The 18539-nt window shown below is 32.1% G+C and carries 14 protein-coding genes; 4 read left to right on the forward strand and 10 right to left on the reverse strand.

Translation table 11 applies throughout. From position 1 onward, the window contains the following. Positions 1–134: 134 nt before the first annotated feature. Together BED47_RS14390 and dacB are read right to left on the reverse strand one after the other, a co-directional pair. Positions 135–1133, reverse strand: a complete 999-nt coding sequence (locus BED47_RS14390) for an NAD(P)H-dependent flavin oxidoreductase (RefSeq protein ID WP_069034230.1) — start codon at positions 1131–1133, stop codon at positions 135–137. A 644-nt stretch (positions 1134–1777) separates the two neighbouring features. Beyond that, positions 1778–4672: a D-alanyl-D-alanine carboxypeptidase/D-alanyl-D-alanine endopeptidase gene (gene dacB / locus BED47_RS14395; RefSeq protein ID WP_069034231.1), complete on the reverse strand. Its 2895-nt coding sequence runs from the start codon at positions 4670–4672 to the stop codon at positions 1778–1780. Between the two features lie 332 nt (positions 4673–5004). Here dacB and BED47_RS14400 point away from each other — a divergent pair, with 332 nt between their 5' ends. Continuing rightward, complete coding sequence (locus BED47_RS14400; protein WP_069034232.1) at positions 5005–6453, forward strand: L,D-transpeptidase family protein; 1449 nt, start codon at positions 5005–5007, stop codon at positions 6451–6453. Positions 6454–6510: 57 nt separating this feature from the next. Here BED47_RS14400 and BED47_RS14405 read toward each other — a convergent pair whose 3' ends face one another. The 4 genes from BED47_RS14405 to BED47_RS14420 form a co-directional block, all read right to left on the reverse strand. Further along, on the reverse strand, positions 6511–7473 hold the full coding sequence (locus tag BED47_RS14405; protein WP_069034233.1) for a LysM peptidoglycan-binding and 3D domain-containing protein: 963 nt from the start codon (positions 7471–7473) through the stop codon (positions 6511–6513). Positions 7474–7924: 451 nt separating this feature from the next. After that, on the reverse strand, positions 7925–8899 hold the full coding sequence (locus BED47_RS14410; protein WP_069034234.1) for an LCP family protein: 975 nt from the start codon (positions 8897–8899) through the stop codon (positions 7925–7927). A gap of 281 nt (positions 8900–9180) precedes the next feature. Beyond that, positions 9181–9615 carry a DUF6526 family protein gene (locus BED47_RS14415; RefSeq protein ID WP_069034235.1) on the reverse strand — a complete coding sequence of 145 codons (435 nt, stop codon included), beginning with the start codon at positions 9613–9615 and terminating at the stop codon, positions 9181–9183. Between the two features lie 139 nt (positions 9616–9754). Continuing rightward, positions 9755–10336, reverse strand: a complete 582-nt coding sequence (locus BED47_RS14420) for a vWA domain-containing protein (protein WP_069034236.1) — start codon at positions 10334–10336, stop codon at positions 9755–9757. A gap of 98 nt (positions 10337–10434) precedes the next feature. On the opposite strand from BED47_RS14420, the gene BED47_RS14425 reads away from it, so the two are divergent. After that, positions 10435–10929 (forward strand): hypothetical protein, encoded by a 495-nt coding sequence (locus BED47_RS14425; protein ID WP_069034237.1) that lies wholly within the window; start codon positions 10435–10437, stop codon positions 10927–10929. A 71-nt stretch (positions 10930–11000) separates the two neighbouring features. Here BED47_RS14425 and BED47_RS14430 read toward each other — a convergent pair whose 3' ends face one another. The 4 genes from BED47_RS14430 to BED47_RS14445 form a co-directional block, all read right to left on the reverse strand. Next, entirely contained in the window at positions 11001–12116 is a 1116-nt protein-coding gene (locus BED47_RS14430) for a GGDEF domain-containing protein (protein WP_069034238.1), read from the reverse strand. 256 nt (positions 12117–12372) lie between these two features. Continuing rightward, positions 12373–13455 (reverse strand): Ger(x)C family spore germination protein, encoded by a 1083-nt coding sequence (locus tag BED47_RS14435; protein WP_069034239.1) that lies wholly within the window; start codon positions 13453–13455, stop codon positions 12373–12375. Then, on the reverse strand, positions 13452–14537 hold the full coding sequence (locus BED47_RS14440) for a GerAB/ArcD/ProY family transporter (protein WP_069034240.1): 1086 nt from the start codon (positions 14535–14537) through the stop codon (positions 13452–13454). Before BED47_RS14440 ends, BED47_RS14435 begins: the two co-directional genes overlap by 4 nt. Positions 14538–14555: 18 nt before the next feature. Then, positions 14556–16043, reverse strand: a complete 1488-nt coding sequence (locus tag BED47_RS14445) for a spore germination protein (RefSeq protein WP_084006925.1) — start codon at positions 16041–16043, stop codon at positions 14556–14558. A 273-nt stretch (positions 16044–16316) separates the two neighbouring features. Between BED47_RS14445 and BED47_RS14450 the strand changes: the two genes are divergently transcribed. Both BED47_RS14450 and BED47_RS14455 read left to right on the forward strand, forming a co-directional pair. Further along, positions 16317–16964, forward strand: a complete 648-nt coding sequence (locus tag BED47_RS14450; protein WP_069034241.1) for a GntR family transcriptional regulator — start codon at positions 16317–16319, stop codon at positions 16962–16964. Positions 16965–17339: 375 nt separating this feature from the next. Further along, on the forward strand, positions 17340–17978 hold the full coding sequence (locus BED47_RS14455) for a GntR family transcriptional regulator (protein WP_069034242.1): 639 nt from the start codon (positions 17340–17342) through the stop codon (positions 17976–17978). Positions 17979–18539: the final 561 nt, after the last annotated feature.

Below are 18539 nucleotides of genomic sequence, written 5' to 3' on the forward strand. Positions count from 1 at the left end.
TTTGTTTACTAAATTGATAGAGTCATAACATCTCCCATACTATGATTCCATCTCAATAAATTAATTATAATCTTAAAATGATAATTAAACAATAGATTCACGATACGGAAGTAAAACGCTTACAAATGTATACTTTATTTGTTAACAGTTGATTTTAACTTCTCAGCATTTCGATTCAGTTTTTCTACTGCCTCAACATATTCTTCTTCCAGCTCATCAATAATGTTGGCAATTGAACTGATTTTTGTAATTGCCCCAACACCGTGACCAGCAGACCATATTTCTTTCCAAGCCTTTGCACTGGATTCATTTTTCATTCCATCGAAATCGACTTTGTCTTTCTTTTTCAATGTTTCAGGATCAAGGCCAGCTTTCACAATGCTAGGAATTAACATATTCGCTTTAACACCAGAGAATGCATCAGTTAATACGATATCATCTTGCGTTGCATCAACTAACATTTGACGGTATTCATCATTTGCTAAGCTTTCCTTCGCAACAATGAATCGTGTTCCCATATAAGCTAAATCAGCGCCCGCAGCTTGTGCAGCCAAAATACTCTTACCAGTTGAAATCCCACCTGCTAACACAATAATGCCGTCCCAGAACGTACGAACACTATCAACAAACGCAAATCCATTTAAATTTCCAGCATGACCACCAGCACCTGATGCAACTAAAATTAGTCCATCTACACCAGCCTCTGCTGCTTTTTTAGCAAACTTCATATCACTAACATCTGAGAATACTAGTCCACCATAACTATGTACAAGATCAACCACTACTTTTGGTGAACCTAATGAAGTAATAACAAGCTCAGGCTTATGTTTTTTCAACAGCTCAAGTTCTTCCTGTAATCTACTATAAGAGCTATGAACGACCATATTCATTGCCCATGGTGCAATTTTACGCTCCGGCTCATTTGCACGTGCTAAAGCAAGATGATCATTTAATTGCCCCATCCATTGATCAAGTACCTCAATTGGGCGAGCATTCGGTGCTGGAAAAGACCCAATTACACCATTTAAACAGGCTGCCTCTACTAGTTCAGGACCAGAAACTAAAAACATCGGTGCAGAAATAGCTGGCACCCTCAGTTGACTCCACCATTTTTCAGGAATTTGTTTACTCATTTACATGTCCCTCTTTTCTTTGCGGAATATTCAGATTATTAATAATGATACATTAGTAAACTATTATTTTCAACACTGTCTCTGTAAAAATGCTTTTTGAATGCTAAAACAATTAACTACGTTTCAAAAAAACGATATATCGATATACTAAAATGAATAATAAAAAAGGATCCTATAGACTTCAATTACACTAATAAATTCTTACATTATCATCAATTTAACGATTATATACTTTTTTAATTTTTCATAAGAAGATAGAAAATTATTATTAGGATTACGTGCGCTCTTAATAAATAAAGTATATTTTTTATACCGACCTGCTAAAGGTAGACTTTGTATGATGTTCTTATTTCGAATTACAATGCTGCAAGTTTAAAAAAAGGTCGTGATAATAGAGTCTGAGTTGCAAATAAAATGCAATTAAATTCTAAGTTTAGAATTTTTCATTTTACATTCACCACCTACATCAGTATTCAGTTTATATGAAACGCCCTATTCTCGGCCGCACATGCATACTTTAGTTGAATAAGAATGTGTCCTAGAGCCCTAGAGCCTTATAAAATAAAAAGGGAGACGCCCATGTATCAGTTAGCCTGACTTATAGAACGCCCCTTATTGATTAGCTTATAAGTATAGATTTGCTCTTATTTAAATGAAACTCCAGCTAATGCAACTCCAATTTTATTTTGTGCTTCAGTAAGAATGCTTGAAGATGACGTATAACCGTTCATCAGTATAGCAAAATACAGATGCTCTCCATCCTTAGTAGTCACATAGCCAGACAATCCACTTACACCAGTCAGAGTACCAGTTTTAGCATGTATATTATTTTCAGCAAGTGTTTGTACCATTCGGTTTTTCAATGTACCATCAACACCAGCAATCGGGAGTGATTGATAATATACATCAAAATAAGGTTCTTTACTCATACCTACAAGTACAGATCCGATTTGACGGGCAGAAAGCATATCATACCTACTTAAACCAGATCCATCTACCATTCTATATGTCGGATCAATACCGAACTTTAGTAAACTATCTTTAACAACTTGGGCACCTGCAGAAGAGCTTCCTTCCCCTTTCTTATCCGCTCCAAGTCGCTTAAGAAGCATCTCTGCATAGAAATTATCACTATTTTTAGTCATATAGCCAAGAATATCACTTAGCGGAGGAGATGATAATTGTGATATTTTCTCGTTTCCATCTGTCACTAGACCAGTCTTTACCTCAGCTCGCTTACTAAGTTTAATGCCTGCTTTTTCCATTTCTTCTTTTATGATCGTACCTGCATACAATGAAGGCTCTTCTACAGCTATCTGTTCATTATTAGGGTGAGCGCCAATTGGTAGGTCACCTTTTAAGTAAATAATGTTCTTACCTCGTTCCTTTTCAATTATAAATGTATTGCTTGAATCAGCTGATACTGTTTTAGATTCATTTATAATTTGTATATACTCGGTTTTAGGTTCTAAATGAAAGGTTACAGGTTTCCCAACTTCACTAGGTTGATAGTTTACTAGTACCGAACTCCTATTTATTGATAGGGCACTTAATTGGGCATTATATCCATATGTTTCATCATCCCATGCCCATCCAGTTCCTAAACGCTGGAAGTCATACTGACTGTCGTCAATTAAAATATTACCAGTGATTTGAGTAATACCCTTTTTCTTTAAATCCTCAACTAGTTTTGCAACCTTTGTACCGTTTTGTTGGCCAGATGGATCTTCTGACTGCAGTGTTGGATCACCATATCCTTTAATAATGACATCCCCGTCTACTTTTCCGTGTTTATTTGGAGGTGCATTAAGATATAGTTCTGTTTTAAACGAATAGTCTGGACCAAGTTCTCTTAGTCCAGTAGCTCCTGTCAAAAGTTTCATATTCGAAGCAGGCGTAAGTAGATCATCTGCTTCTCGTTGATACAGCACTTCTTCTCCACTCTTACGGTCAAGTGAACCAACAATTATTCCAGTCGTTACACCTTTTAAATTTTCTTGATCCAATATGGGATCTATAAGCGTAGAAAGTAAAAAGGTATCAGCAATTGATTGTACTCCTTCACCTGTTTGATTTGGATACTGACTCAGCAGAACTGCAACCGCATCCTGAAATGCCGTGGCTGACGTTGAAGTACGTACGCCATTTAACAAAATTGAAAATGCAAGCTTATCCCCATTCTGATCGGTTACATAACCAGATAAACTATTGACTCCTGTCATAGAACCAGTTTTAGCATGTACATTTTTTTCAGCACTCGTTCCGATCATTCTTGATTTAAGCGTTCCATCAACACCTGCAATTGGTAATGACTGTTCAAATACGTCCTTATATTCTTGTTGAGACACATATTTTAATAATTGTGCCATTTGCTTTGGTGAAATTAAATCCATACGCGATAAACCTGATCCATCAACCTGCCTATAGTTTGTATCGATTTCTTCCTTTTTGAGAAATTCCTCAATAACGTCTGCTCCTGCAGTAAAGCTTCCTTCATTTTTAACAACTACGCCTATTTCTTTCAAAAGCATTTCCGCATAGAAATTGTCACTTTGCTTATTTAACTGAACAATCAATTCACTAAGTGGTTGAGAATTATGTACAAGAATTGGAGTACCTGTTGTGATTTTGGTCTTTTCTATTTTCACTTTTGTCTTTGTTATGTCAATTCCTTCTGTACTCAAAGCATTTTTCCAAACATTGCCCGCAAAAAGTGCAGGGTCGTCTATCGCTACATCTTCAGTATAGGCCGATGATTGTTTACCAATCGTACCACTAATCACAATAGTATTCGTCCCACGAGGTCTATCAATAACAATTTTGTTATTGCTCCCTTCAACAATTTTTGCATTGTTTTGAACGGTTACATATTTATTAATAGGATTCATCTCTAATGAAGGTGTTTCCCCTATGGAATCATCTGGAGTAATAGACAGACTTATCATATTTTCATGCACAGCTAATGCACTGATTTGAGCATTATATCCATATGATTCATCGTCCCACATCCATCCTGCTCCAAGTCGAACGTCGTCATAGTAACTATCATCTACTAATAGATCTCCGCGAATAGATGTAATGCCCTTTTTTGACAGTTCTTTTGCCATATTTCGCATATCTTCTTCTGACAATGACGGATCACCATATCCTTTGACAATTACGTCGCCATGCAGCACTCCTTGTTTGTTAATTTGACCTGTAGTGTATACTTCCGTTTTAAAACGGTAATCTGGCTTAAGTTTATCTAACGCCGCTGCTGCAACAAACAGTTTTAAGTTAGATGCAGGAACAAATGTTTTGTCCGCGTCGTACTCATCCAATATTTCACCAGTTCTAGTGTTATAAACTGCAATTCCTGCATGCATACCAATCGTATTTAAACTTTTTGATAATTTATCGACTAGACTATCAATTTGCGGGATAGTCCTGACTACTGATGTAGTTTCCGTAGACGTCGCATATGCTGGTAGCACAAAAACTTGCATAGCAAGTGCGGAACTTAACAACAATTTGCTACCAATACGTTTCATTTTTTTCATAATACCTCTCCCCTTCTTTTGTGGTACAATTATAAACATTCAAAAAATTCCAAAGATTTCCTGTTTATTTATAAAAATATTATTAGAAATCCAATTGTGAATCTATATTACTTACATTTTAAAGATCTTAAATTATGTTTAGTTCCTATTTGTATTTTTGTATTTTCAAAATAAGCTAAAATAAATAGATAAAAATTTTTACCACTAAACAAATTGTGACAAAGTTCGACCGAAGAAAATTGTAGAATAGTCACATATAAGTAAATAATGTAATATAATTGTAATATTCTAATCTAAATTTCAGTAAACATTGATAGATGGACTACTTGGTTATGGGAGGAATTGTTTTGGAAAGTACTTTAAATGTTAAAGGAAATAATATTCAACGGGGAAGATCATTTAAACGGTCCTTGCCCTGGCATTTTATTTTGATTGGCATCATTATTATTATTACGCTGATCATTGTATTCAGCTATCGAGCTAACCATTTCAATGCTCAAATCAAAGTAAACGGCATAAATTTAGGTGGTCTGAATACTAACGAGGCACTAAAAAAATTACAAACTAGTGAACTTAAAAACATCGTTTATGTGGGCGACCAGAAAATCTTGGATGGAAAAGATACAAAGATGAGCTTTACGGAAAATGATCTGCCGGCTATTAAAAAAATAGTAAAAGACCAACGGACGTTTTTTCCTTCTTCAAAAGAAAAAAATTATTCTTTAATGCCGAGTAAGCGAGATGAAGATCAAATTCACACAATGAAAAAACAGATTGAAGATAAGCTCCTCACTCTTAATAAGAGCTTAAAAGCACCAAAAGATGCGACTGTTCAATTGAAACAAGGTAAAATTATTGTCTCTAAAAGCATTAGCGGTGAGCAATATGATATCGACCGTCTATTAAAAGACTATAATGGACAAGGATATACGAGTATCATCCGTCTAAAACCTGTATACATACAACCAATCAAAGAAGACAATCAAATTGTGAAAAATGAAAAGAAAAAACTTCAAGAACTACTAGGGCGTACAGTTCAATATAAGGTTCAAGATAAAGTTTATTCTTTAAATGCGGCTGAATTAATTCAAAACGCATCAGTGTCAAAAGATATGAAAATTACGATCGACTCTAGTAATCTTAAAAACAAAATTGCTGAAATAAATAATTCTCAATCTACATTAAATAAAAATTTTAAATTTAAGACACATTCAGGATCTGTCATTTCAGTTAAAGGAGAAGGCTATGGCTGGGCATTAGATGCTGAAAAAGAATCATCATTAGTTCAACAGGCTTTTGAAACAGGAAAAAAATCTATCTCTCCTACTCATATTATCGGAAATGGCTGGAACAATGAAGGTTATGGATATAATACGACCACGAACAATGGAATTGGCGATACATATGCTGAAGTCTCGATTGCCGAACAGCGTATTTGGCTTTATAAAAATGGCAAATTGGTTATCACAACGAATGTTGTTACTGGTAAACACATCACCGGTGAAGATACTTCAAAAGGAGTTTGGTATATTCTTTTTAAACGAACACCATCGATCCTTAGGGGCTCACATGTCGGTCTTGGTTCTTATGAAGTTAAGGTCGATTATTGGGCACCATTCACAAACAGCGGACAAGGATTCCACGATGCTAGCTGGAGAAGCAACTGGTCAAGCAATGCCTATCTCACTGCAGGATCTGGTGGCTGCGTTAACACTCCACCTAGTCTAATGAAAACCGTATATGATAATCTCAGCACATATGAGCCAGTAGTCATCTACTAATAAATAGCATAATAAAAACACTGAAACCCTATGTACCGTTTCAGTGTTTTTTTATGTTTAGTCTAAGATCGTTACTTTCACTTGTTTTCTTCCAAAATTAATCGCATCTTGTTTATTTGGAATAAATACATCAATTCGATTTCCCTTGATGGCACCACCAGTATCTCCGGCTATTGCTACTCCATAACCTTCTACATTCACTTTACTTCCAAGTGGGATGACACTTGGATCAACGGAAATGACTTTTGTATTTGGATTCTTTTTTAAGTCAATTCCAGTTGCTGTAATGCCAGAACACCCATTACAAGAAGCTGTATAGGCAGATGCTTCCATTATTATTACTTTTGATCCAGCTGAATCTTTTGTTTTAGATTCGCTTTCTTTTGCTGTTGAAGCGTCAGATTTTGTTACCGGTACACTTTCTTTTACTGCTGGTGCACTTTCTTTGGTTTTTGGTACACTCTCTTTTGTTGTTGGTGCACTTTGCTTTGTTATTGATGCACTTTCCTTTGTTGCTGGTACAATTTCCTTTGTTTTAGTAGCATCTTCTCTTGATGCCGATGCAATCTTTGGAGATTCTTGTACTGACTTCACTGTTGAAGTAGATTTAGAATTTGTTGCATTTATATTTGTCATTTTTGATTGAGCTATATTTTTTACGCCTTCAAAAATTACTAGGTTTAATCCTGGTTGAATTAGATCCGTATGTATATTGTTCCATTCTTGAATTTGCGATACTGTTACATCATGATTTTGTGCAATATCCCATAATGTATCACCTTTTTTAACTTCATAATGTTTTTCTGGTGCAATGATTAGTTTATCACCAGGATGAATTAAGTCTGAAGTAATCCCGTTTAACATTTTAGTATTTTCAACGGTGGCATTATTCGCACGTGATAGATCCCACAAAGTATCCCCTTTTTTTACTTCAACGGTAGCAGCTTGCGCATTAGCACTTACAGATACTGAGAGTGCAGCAGCTGCTAAAATGGTTGTAACTTTAATTTTGTTAATCATTTCTTTTTCCCCTCCATGTTCCTTTATTTGCTAATTTTTACTAATCGTAACATAGATTTTTCTCAAAAAAGTAACAGGGAGATGATAAATCATTTCCTTTCATCGCATGTTTATTACAGGTGTTTAACTAAAATTACTGAACAAACAGCAAAAAAACGGGCTTTTTCTCAAACTCTTTTCAAAGTAAATAGCCCATATTACTCGGTATATAGCCCTTCCTTTTATTCGTTACTGACTATTACAAAATCTGACGAAGGAAATTACATAGATTACAATAGATAAACAATTTCAACAATGTGATTTTTCTTTGAGGGCTCTGTTAGAGTAGATTGCTGATTTTCTTTTCAAGTAAATTGTTGTTTAGTTAAACATGAATATTAAATTAAAAACTAAAAGAGATAAATGAGATGCTTACTCATTTACCTCTTTTTTTAAAATATATGATACATACTTATTTTGATTTAATTGAATTAGCTGGTAATTTATCAAGCTCAAGATGATTTCTCAAACTATTTGTTATTGCATTTACGCTAGTTTGATCCGGCATATAATAGTAAATTCTGTTAATATAATCGTCTTTTCCTTCCAATTTTAATGTCGTGATGTTTTTAGGATTAGCTTCTTTCATGTCATTGAATAAGTATAAGCCTTCAGACAAGCTCATATTTGTTTTGACATTTTCACTAAATACACTTGCATATTTATCTATTTTAAATAATGTTTTCGGAGACTTTAATTTATCGATAATTGCCAGCATAGCTTGTTGTTGACGTTCTTCACGTCCAAAATCACCACGTGGATCACGCTTTCTCATTCGAGCATAGGCTAAAGCTTCTGTTCCATTTAGATGTTGAATTCCTTTTTTGAAGTAAACTTTATAACGTGGTTTAGTATCCGAATATTGCCAAAAATCAAATGGAACATCAACATCAATTCCACCAATCTCATCGACAATATTTTTAAAACCACCAAAATCTACAGTAACATAATAGTCGATTGGGACATGCAAAAAGTTTTCTACTGTATTTACAGTTGATTGAAGACCACTGTTATATGCACCATTAATTTTAGATTTTCTTTTTTGATCTGGAATTTCCACGTATGTATCACGAGGAATACTCATTTTTTGTATTGTTTTATCTTTGGGATTAACAGTTACTAATATGATGGAATCAGTTCTACCACCTTTCCCCTTTGTTGCGTAGTTTTCGATTCCAAGAAATAAAATGGAAAAAGGTTGAGTATCTTTTATTTCTTGTTTACGCAAACTTGAGTGAAGAACTTTCCCCTGGGTAGCATTCTGTAATTTATAATATGTTCTTATACCCTTATATCCAATAAATGCGATAAGAATTAGAACGATCAATAGCAATATTCTAAGAGACTTTCTTTTTGTTTTTCTGATTTTATTTCTCTGTTCTGTCATTTGTTTAGCAAGAGCTCCTTTAGAGATATTTGTATGAGGCCATTAATTTGACTGATAATATTTAAAGCATTGCTTATAAGTAGAGAATTGACTAAGAGTTATTCAGCATATTTAGTATTTAAAGGCAATGATTATTTTATATCCATATTGTTAGCGGCATTAGGGGAATTTATTATATTTAATAGGTAACAAATTTTTTTGCTGGTATTGTTACTCGAACTTTATAGACTAATTCCCCTCGAAACAAGAAAAAGGACCTAAAATAGGTCCCCTGCACAAAATTAAACGCGATACTCATCCGCTCGCCAATTTTTAATATTTTGTTTAATCTCTTTCGAACTCAGTCCTTCATTTACCGCTTTTTCACTTAACGCTACAAATTCTTCATCACTTGCAAAACGTAATGCAATGATTTGCCCCATTGTTAATTGAGGATCTAACGGTTTACCAGTTAGTGTAAAATGGCGAAAATTTTCTTCCATTCGAATGACACGGTCTTGTACTTTGTTGGAATATAGTCTTGTTAGAAAAAACGATACAACTAATAAAAGCGAAGTAACTAAAATCAAGACTGCTAACCAAATATGATCGCTATTCTTTATTGCGCTGCATAGGTTAACGATTGAACCAATGATTGTGATTAACGCTAATGGTGCTCCAAAAAAGTGGAAAACTGGATGATATCTAACGTGATGATCTAAGCTTTGCGGTTTCATATGTACATCTCTCCTCTAAAATTGTTTTATGTCCTTATTCTAACATTATTATTCTTACTACTTATTTATCATTAAAGAATTTTTATTTACAATAAAAAAATCTAATAAGTCAAAAAGACTTACTAGATTTGAATTTATATTATATCCTTTTTTCAGACACAGCCTCGCTTATTACACTATACATATTTTCAACACCTTCATTAGAAGATTCAAAAGTATAAGCATTTTCTTCTAAAATTCCTAGGCTGCTGGCTTCTTTTGCTACATCTATATTTGCTCCCATGAATATAAATTCCCAATTATACTTTTCTTGTTGGAGATGGATAAGTTGTTTCACTTTATTATAGGTAAATTCAACACTCGCATTCTCTAACCCATCAGTAGTAATAACAAAAATCACTTTACCAGGTCTTTCCATCTTGTTACATAAAGACAATCTGTTGCCTACATTTAAGATGGTTTTACCTACCGCATCTAAAAGTGCAGTAGTTCCCCTTACAAAGTACTCTTTATCTGTTAATTTTACTTCACGTGCATTTTTTCCATCCCATAAGACTTCATACTGATCGTCAAAAAGAACTGTTGTTACATTCGTTTCTCCATCAAAACTACTTTGTTTTTTCATAAATGCGTTAAATCCACCGATCGTATCACTTTCAAGCCCAGCCATTGAACCACTTCTATCAATTAAAAATATAATTTCTGTTTTATTCTTGTTCATTCTAAATCAGCCCCTTCATTCTTGATGTTATAATAGTAACTGAATTAAATTGTAGATAGGTCGCCTTAAAAGAGACATTTTGGAATGGGGAATTTAAAATGCTTAACCAAGAATTTTTGATTGAATTACAACAATATGTAAAACACCATTTAGATGAAGTAAAAATAGAAGAAATACATTTTAGTAAAAATGAAATGTTTGCTGCTGAGCCTTTAGAAAATATAGAAATTGAAGCATTTATTAAAAATAAACTGAAACCAACATTTAGAGAGCTCCTATTTAACTTTATTGATCAAAAAAATGTCAGTGATCCATTAATTTATAAAAAAGCAGGAATTGACCGAAAACATTTTTCAAAAATCCGCTCCATTCCTAATTATCTTCCAAAGAAAAATACAATCATTGCTTTATCATTAGCACTTGAACTAGATAAAATTGAAACGAACGAACTCTTAAGTTCTGCTGGCTATACATTATCAGACAGTGATTTAAATGATTTAGTCATAAAATTTTTCTTAGAGAACAACGTTTATGATATTGATTTAGTCAACGAAGCATTGAACCACTTTAATTTAGATCCACTAATAAAATAAAGCAGCAAAATAAATAAAAAAACATCTTAAATCACCTTTTTCTGAAGTGATTAATAGATGTTTTTTATATTTTAGTAACTCACTTGATCTCTTCCATTATGCTTTGATTTGTATAATGCCTGGTCAGCTTGCTTTACTAATTTTAAATAATCTTGTTCAGTTTCAGCAATCAATGATGCTACACCAATACTTAATGTAACTAGTTTTTTCTCTGATTGCTCATGTTCAATCTTTAACTTTTTTATATTTTTACATAATCGATTAGCTATTTTAAGTGCATCATTCAGATCAGATTTCGGTAATAAAATTGAGAATTCCTCTCCACCATACCGTGCAACAATACCTGATTCGCTTGTCGTCTCTAATTGCAAATTAGTTGCTACTTTTCTTAAGCATTCATCACCTTTTGGGTGACCATATAAATCGTTATATTTTTTAAAATGATCTACGTCAATCATTAATAATGTCATAGGTATTGATGATTCAAAGGATTTTGAACATCCATTTAAAAGTTGTTTTTCAAAGTATCTACGGTTATATAGTCCAGTTAGACTGTCAACATTTGCGATATTTTCCATTTTCTTTAATTTTACTTCTGTATTGCGTGTTTTATAGGCTATAAAGTAACTTAAGAATAATGCTGGAACAAACATTAGAATCCAAAACCCAATCGTTTGAAGTAATCTTCCTAATACAATGTCACCAATCGGTTTTAGCATCCATTTATCGATTAAGTAAAAACCGATACATCTATACAAAATAATAATTGTAGTCAAAATAAGTATTCTCTTTTTTTCATCCCATTTTTGATAATTCATATAGAATCCCAAAAATAAAACAATCAAAAGCAAAAGAGAATCAATTACATAAACATAATTCAATCCCTTAATAAAATAAAAAGCAATAATATCGAAGAAAAACATTGTCACTAAAGTTATATTCCCAAAAAAGATTGCTGCAATTTCCATTCCAAGAGCTCTAATTTGAATATTTGTTCCATGATCCGTGATAATCGGAAAATTTATTAATACAATCGTTAAGAAACTCAATAGAATCCCGATAAAAAATTCTTGAAATTTCGATTTCCCTGCGAACCTTTGTCTTGCTTCTCCCCATAGGATGGAAGAGGTTAGATAAAAAAAACTAATGATGATTGTATGGGTTATGAAAATATTTTTTAAAAGCATAATCCCCTCCAGGAATTATCTTAAAATAAATATGATTATTTATAAATTATTAAAGAAACTGATCTATGGATTAAATTATCTTATACTTAACTTTTCCGTAATATTATTTTAACATACTTACTCAATCGTTTGTATACAATTTTTATACAATGTTCTTAATTAAAAAAGACGTCTATCTGTCTAACAATGACCTTAAGACGTCCTTTTTTAGTTCCATTCACGTTTTAATAGTTCTTCTATTCATTCGAAACATGATCTATTCAACAATTCCTGTATGAAGTATATCTAAATTAACCTTTACTTTAATTTTTGCACTCGAATACTGTTTCTCCCATTTTTTTTCATCAAATTCCCTGTAATGTGCTTCTAATTTTGAGCCGAAACCAATTGGATCAACATTATTTTTTTGAAGGAGTGAAATAAGCTCTTTTGCATCTTTTTCAATATCCCTTTCAATTGCTTTACTTATTTGTTTAATATGTTTAGGAAGTACTATTGGTTTATCACCAGTATATTCTTGAATTCTGGCATTCAACTTCATATGAATTGTAAACTCTGGTTTTCCTTTTTTGATTTTGATATCATATTTACTTTTAGATTTTATATTATCAATTGCTACATAATCTCCATCAATTTTGAACTGATGTAATCCTTGTTTATAATTTTCTTTCATCCCTTTAAAAATGAAAGCATATTTCCAAGGAATAATTGTTATAAGTTTATCTCTTTTGAAAGTTGCAAAGCCATTTAATTTAATCTTATCATCCACTATTTTTAACACAGGTAAATACGGATCCTGCCCTACTTCAAAATATTGATAGACAAACGTTGAGAAATCAGTATAGGGAAAAGGTCCAGTCTCTGAATTGTGTACAAGCATATCGTAAAGATATAAAGCTATGTTTTCATTTTTATACTGTGGTAATGAAAGTAAATCACTTGATTCACCATCAACAATAGCTAATTGTATGATATTCCCAACTGCCGGGTCCCGATTAAACGTATCAACAATTGGGAAAAAACCTTTTTTGGCTAAGTCTAGACTAAATGTAACAACACGCATCTGACCTGCCATTAACCGATACCTCATTTGACTATCTAATCTTTCCCTTACTTTCTTTATTGTTTCTCCACTTGCAGAAGACACTTTAAATTCGATCTGTCCAGTTGGTCGAAACACAGGGAAAACAACAGTCCCTTTCAGTTGTTCTGGTTTTGGAAGGTCGAAACCAGCTGCTTCAATAATATTTAGTTCATTAACATTCGCAGACGGTACAAGTGCACAGCCATTTAAAGTTAATGCAATACAAATAATAAAAAATAGAAGATATTTTTTCATTTTACTTTCCCAGACTTCATTATCATAAATAGGATTGAAAAAAGTGGTATATAAATATAAAAAATGTATAGAGAAATTCTACTTGTATAATCTGTAAATACATTAATTTGATATCGAGTTTCAAGTAATTGACAAACGATAAAACTAATTACACTAATCAATATTAATGTATACTTCTGCTTCCATTTAAAAATTAATTTTAAGCCTCTGCTTGAGCTCCATAATAATAGAGCTAAAATTGAAATAACCTTTATTAAAAAACTGGAAATTAGTATATATTCAAATCTTTCTAAAAATGGAAAATGAATTAATTTAGCTATATAGAGTCTCGCCCAGATTACATGTTCAATTTGTTTTTCACTTAATAGTAAAAAAGTTGTATAAGCCGATAAAGTGAAGACTAAAGTTGAAAAAGCGATTCCCCATTGAGCATACTTTTGAGAAGAATTTCCATTACGAATAAATGGAAAAACCATTAGTAATATTTCAAATCCCGCCATTGTATAGATTGATTTTTTTGCAGACAATAACAAATCTTTAAACGAATGATCAAGAATAGGTAAAATATTATCCATATGAATATATTTATGTGGCAAATGAAATAGCAAAGCCCAAAGCAATGCCGTAAAGATTCCAGATAGAAATGCAATCCCAACTACTACACGAAACCCACCTGATACAATATAGTAGCATAATAATAAAATGATACTCGATAATAGCCACGTTGATATAGACGGAAACATCCAAACTTGAACGATTTCAATATATAATCTTAAAACAGATATTGCTAAAATTAGATAATAGATTAGAATAACTAAACTTAAGATTGATCCAATAATATTGCCAAAAAATTGCTTATGCGCATCAATAATATCTCCTTGTGCCTTTGTTAACATTTTATACATAAACCATACAACTGCGTTAACAAAGAACCCAGCAATTATGACACTGATCCATGCATCATAACCAGCATCTTGTGCGATGAGTCGTTGAAACCCTAAAACACCTACGCCTATTTGTGAGCTTGTAATAATAAAAAATAGGAGATACGGTGAAACTTGTTGTCTTCTATACGATGCCATTAATAAACCTCTCCTTTTTTATTCATCAAAATCACTCGGTGGACCAGGTCTTTTTATATCATTTGTTGATCGAAAAAGTGTAGCTGGTCTTAAATTCGTAGGTCTTTTTTTCTGCTTTGCAAATGGTAATCTGATCCACAAATCATTAAATGCCGTTTTCCTAAACGGATACGATCCAATATAGGGTCTTCCTAAAGAGGTTAATCGAAGCAAATGCGTCATTAAATAGATAAAGCCCATAAAAATCCCTAAAAGCCCAATTAGCTGAGCCATTATGATGACTGGAAACTTTATAAATCGAATTGTATTGTTAAATTTATAGATTGCAGATGTGTAGGATGCAAGTGTACCAAGTCCTACTAAGATTAAGAGAATATTACTCGTAAGCTTAGCTTCTACAACAGCTTGCCCAATTACAATACCACCAACAATACCAAGCGTTTGTCCAATTTTTGATGGTAATCGTAGTCCAGCTTCCTTTACTAACTCGATCGTAAGTTCTAAAAATAACACCTCAAAAATTGGAGGAAATGGTACAGATGCTCTAGATATGACTAATGATTCAAGTAAGCGAGGTGGAATTAGCTCATAATGATAAGTCAAAACTGCAACATAAAAAGGCGTTATAAATATCGAAAGTGCAAAACCGAATATTCTTAGTAAACGGAAAAATGTAGCAAGTTCCCAATTGACATAATAGTCTTCCATCGCGATAAAAGTCTCATCTATTAAAGCAGGAGTCAAAAGAACATTTGGAGAACCGTCAACAACAATGGCGATTTTCCCTTCAGTTAAACCTCCGATTGTACGATCAAGCCTTTCAGTTGGAATCGATTGTGGAAAAATAGAATGCGTGTTATCACCAATCATAGACGAAATAAATGAACTGTCCGGAATATGATCATATTGGATATCTTTTATCCTCTGTGTAACTGTATTAACATTTTCATCATCAGCAATTCCACTTATATAGATAACAGCAACATTCGTCTTTGATAGCTTCCCAACTACCAATTCCTCGACATAAAGATCAGAAATTGGTAATTTATTTCGAATTAAATTGATGTTTACATCCAAATCTTCTACAAATCCAACCTGCGGACCTAAAGTAGTAGCTTCCATTATAGGAGGACCAATCGTTCTGGAAACATTATTCGATATATTAACAAGTAAACAATCAGTTATATTCTCACCATACTGAATTACCATATAACCTTTTAGCAATTTACTTTTGATTTTAGAACTATCTGAAGTAATCGTAAGTTGTTGAACTGGAAGTTGAGACATCAAATCTTCAAGAGTATAATTCTTTGACAAATATGGAAGTATTTGATCATGCATGATCTCAGACCTAATTAATGTTCGGTAAAAATAAATACTATAGTAACTATCATTCTGAAGATCACTTGAAGTTTTAAATTTAATAAAATCATTTGATTTCGATAATTCATCAATCCAATTTTCTTTTGAGGAATCTTTTTTCATACCATCTTTATAAGTTCTCATACCATTCCCCTAATTTGATTTTATTTTATGATTTGAAATGGGGTTGGAAATTATTCTAATTAATGGAAAAAAATACATCGTTTAACTAATTGAACATTTTTAAATTCAGATAATAATCGACCTACTAATACTAAAATACACCTATATTCCTTTATCAAAAATTGAATTATTTTTTTCTATAGCTTATCAATTGGATTTTTAATGTATACTATTAAGGATTAAATAAGAAGATCTTTTATGAATCAGTTAATACATTTATAGTAGGAGAATAAAATGGCAAAAGAGAAAACTTTAGAACAAATTGCATATGAAAAATTAAAAAGTTTGATCCTTTCAGGTGAGTATCAAACTGGTATGCATTTGAAGGAAACTGCACTTGTATCTGAACTACAAATGAGCAGAACACCGATTAGAAGAGCACTTGGAAGGCTTGTATCTGAAGGGTTGTTATCACATAATAACTTTCATGGAACGACTGTTACATATACTCATTTTACTTTACATGAAATTATAAATATGATTGAAATTCAATGGTGCTTTGCTGTATTTTGTGTAGAAAAATCCCAAAGGAAGCATACTCCATTTAATGTCAAACTACTTAGAGAAATGACTGCCTCTATGGAAAAAGCATACAACGGGGATGATGCCTACAATTATCACCGAGCGTTGACAGAGTTTTATAAAACATTTTTACTAAATTCTCAAAATAATTTAATCATCGAAATGCTTGATAATCTATGGAAGAGATTTACTGAAGAAGCATCGTCATCGAATGTATTTAACGTAAGAAAAAATAGAATTCCACATACATTAGATTTATATAATTCTCTTATTGATCGTGTGGAAAAATCTGAATTTGATAAAGCAACTGAAATCTTAACTCAACTGAAAGAAGAAGCATTTATGGATTTAATGTTCTAATATGAATGCAATAAAAACATCTAAAGCTTTTAAGGCTTTAGATGTTTTTTTATTGATTATCGATAATTAACTAATAAAGTTATTTTTGTATACATTTTTTATACTCAAATCAATATAAATCTAACATACCTACTTCAGTATTCTTTAAACACCAGCCTACTTCATATATCATTTGATTCATTCAATTAGATATTTCCCTTTATTACCAAATAATTGAATCAACTATTTTTCTATACTATTTAGTCAATTTTATTGTATACTTTTTGTATAATATTAGTTCTATTGGTTTGTAAGTATAATGAGTGGATTGATAAAAAATTCCACTCTGTTTAGCTGGACATTAAAATAACACTAGAAAGTAGGATGGTGAAATACTTGCCAAATAATATAACACTAGAACAAAAAGCATATGAAGAAATCAAAAAATTTATCATACAAGGGAAATACTCTCCTGGAACATATATAACTGAAGCATCACTTGTAAAGGATTTGAATATGAGTAGAACCCCTATCCGAAGGGCGCTTGTCAAATTGGAATCAAGTGGTTTAGTTAAACATTTTAAAAACCAAGGCTCAATGGTGCAAAATATTCAAATTACATTGATAGATATCGTTAATTTTTTTGAATGTCGATTATTTTTAGGCATTGGAAGCATTGAAAAAGCTAAAAGGAAAATGCTTGATTTTCCAATTAATGAAATGTATGAATGTACTCAGTTATTGAAAAATGCGGTTGCTGATGATGATCATGATTTATATTACTTAGAAGCTAATCGTTATCATAATCTTATTTTACAAACGAGCCAAAATGATTTATTAATGGAAACAATCGGAGCTTTACAAAATAAATTTGAGATTATTGCAAGTAAATATTATTCCTATAGAAGAAGTTCTGTTGAAAATCATATTAAGCAGTATGAAGAATTAACTAAATTTTTTGAAGAAAAAGAGTATGACCAAGCATTGAAACTGTACAATGAAATCATGAAAGAAAAAATACAATCATTATTTTAGAAATAAAAAAACCTTATTCATAAATTAGAATAAGGTTTTTTTTGCTGTTGAAAAAAGAAATAACAACGAAATAAGAATGTCTTGTTGATTTCCACTACGGGTTGCTCGCTTTCCATGGGGCATGAGCTGAGCCTCCTCGTTCCTGCGGGGTCTCACCCTTCCTGCATCTCCCATAGGAGTCGAACATCCCTTCGTTCCAATCAACTCTTCAAATATAAAAATTAATCTTTAAATCATTAGAATAATCATTATATAAAAAATGCTGTTTTATTGACTAAATATATCTAAAAGTCAAATTCAATTTCTACTAATGCAACTTTACATTTGCAATTAAAGTAATCGCCTTTTTGACTTTACTTTTTAAAATGAGCGTATTCATTACTTTTACATTGATTTTTGAAAGAAGTCTTAAATAATTTTCATAGAAATCATTATTTAAACAATTAAGAACGTAAAAAATAATATTTAATCAACGGGTATTAGAAACTTCTGCATACTTTTTATATTGACTCCTATATCTTTCAATACATTGAAAAAACCTTATTCATAAATCAGAATAAG

This window comes from Gottfriedia luciferensis (genome assembly GCF_001712755.1).
Lineage (GTDB): Bacteria > Bacillota > Bacilli > Bacillales > Bacillaceae_G > Gottfriedia > Gottfriedia luciferensis_B.

Excerpts from the sequence above, each read along its gene's own strand:
- BED47_RS14400 (WP_069034232.1), top strand. The coding sequence starts at position 5,005 with ATGGGAGGAATTGTTTTGGAAAGTACTTTAAATGTTAAAGGAAATAAT.
- BED47_RS14390 (WP_069034230.1), bottom strand. The coding sequence starts at position 1,133 with ATGAGTAAACAAATTCCTGAAAAATGGTGGAGTCAACTGAGGGTGCCA.
- BED47_RS14410 (WP_069034234.1), bottom strand. The coding sequence starts at position 8,899 with ATGACAGAACAGAGAAATAAAATCAGAAAAACAAAAAGAAAGTCTCTT.
- BED47_RS14415 (WP_069034235.1), bottom strand. The coding sequence starts at position 9,615 with ATGAAACCGCAAAGCTTAGATCATCACGTTAGATATCATCCAGTTTTC.
- BED47_RS14405 (WP_069034233.1), bottom strand. The coding sequence starts at position 7,473 with ATGATTAACAAAATTAAAGTTACAACCATTTTAGCAGCTGCTGCACTC.
- dacB (WP_069034231.1), bottom strand. The coding sequence starts at position 4,672 with ATGAAAAAAATGAAACGTATTGGTAGCAAATTGTTGTTAAGTTCCGCA.
- BED47_RS14450 (WP_069034241.1), top strand. The coding sequence starts at position 16,317 with ATGGCAAAAGAGAAAACTTTAGAACAAATTGCATATGAAAAATTAAAA.
- BED47_RS14440 (WP_069034240.1), bottom strand. The coding sequence starts at position 14,537 with ATGGCATCGTATAGAAGACAACAAGTTTCACCGTATCTCCTATTTTTT.
- BED47_RS14425 (WP_069034237.1), top strand. The coding sequence starts at position 10,435 with ATGCTTAACCAAGAATTTTTGATTGAATTACAACAATATGTAAAACAC.
- BED47_RS14430 (WP_069034238.1), bottom strand. The coding sequence starts at position 12,116 with ATGCTTTTAAAAAATATTTTCATAACCCATACAATCATCATTAGTTTT.
- BED47_RS14420 (WP_069034236.1), bottom strand. The coding sequence starts at position 10,336 with ATGAACAAGAATAAAACAGAAATTATATTTTTAATTGATAGAAGTGGT.
- BED47_RS14435 (WP_069034239.1), bottom strand. The coding sequence starts at position 13,455 with ATGAAAAAATATCTTCTATTTTTTATTATTTGTATTGCATTAACTTTA.
- BED47_RS14445 (WP_084006925.1), bottom strand. The coding sequence starts at position 16,043 with ATGAGAACTTATAAAGATGGTATGAAAAAAGATTCCTCAAAAGAAAAT.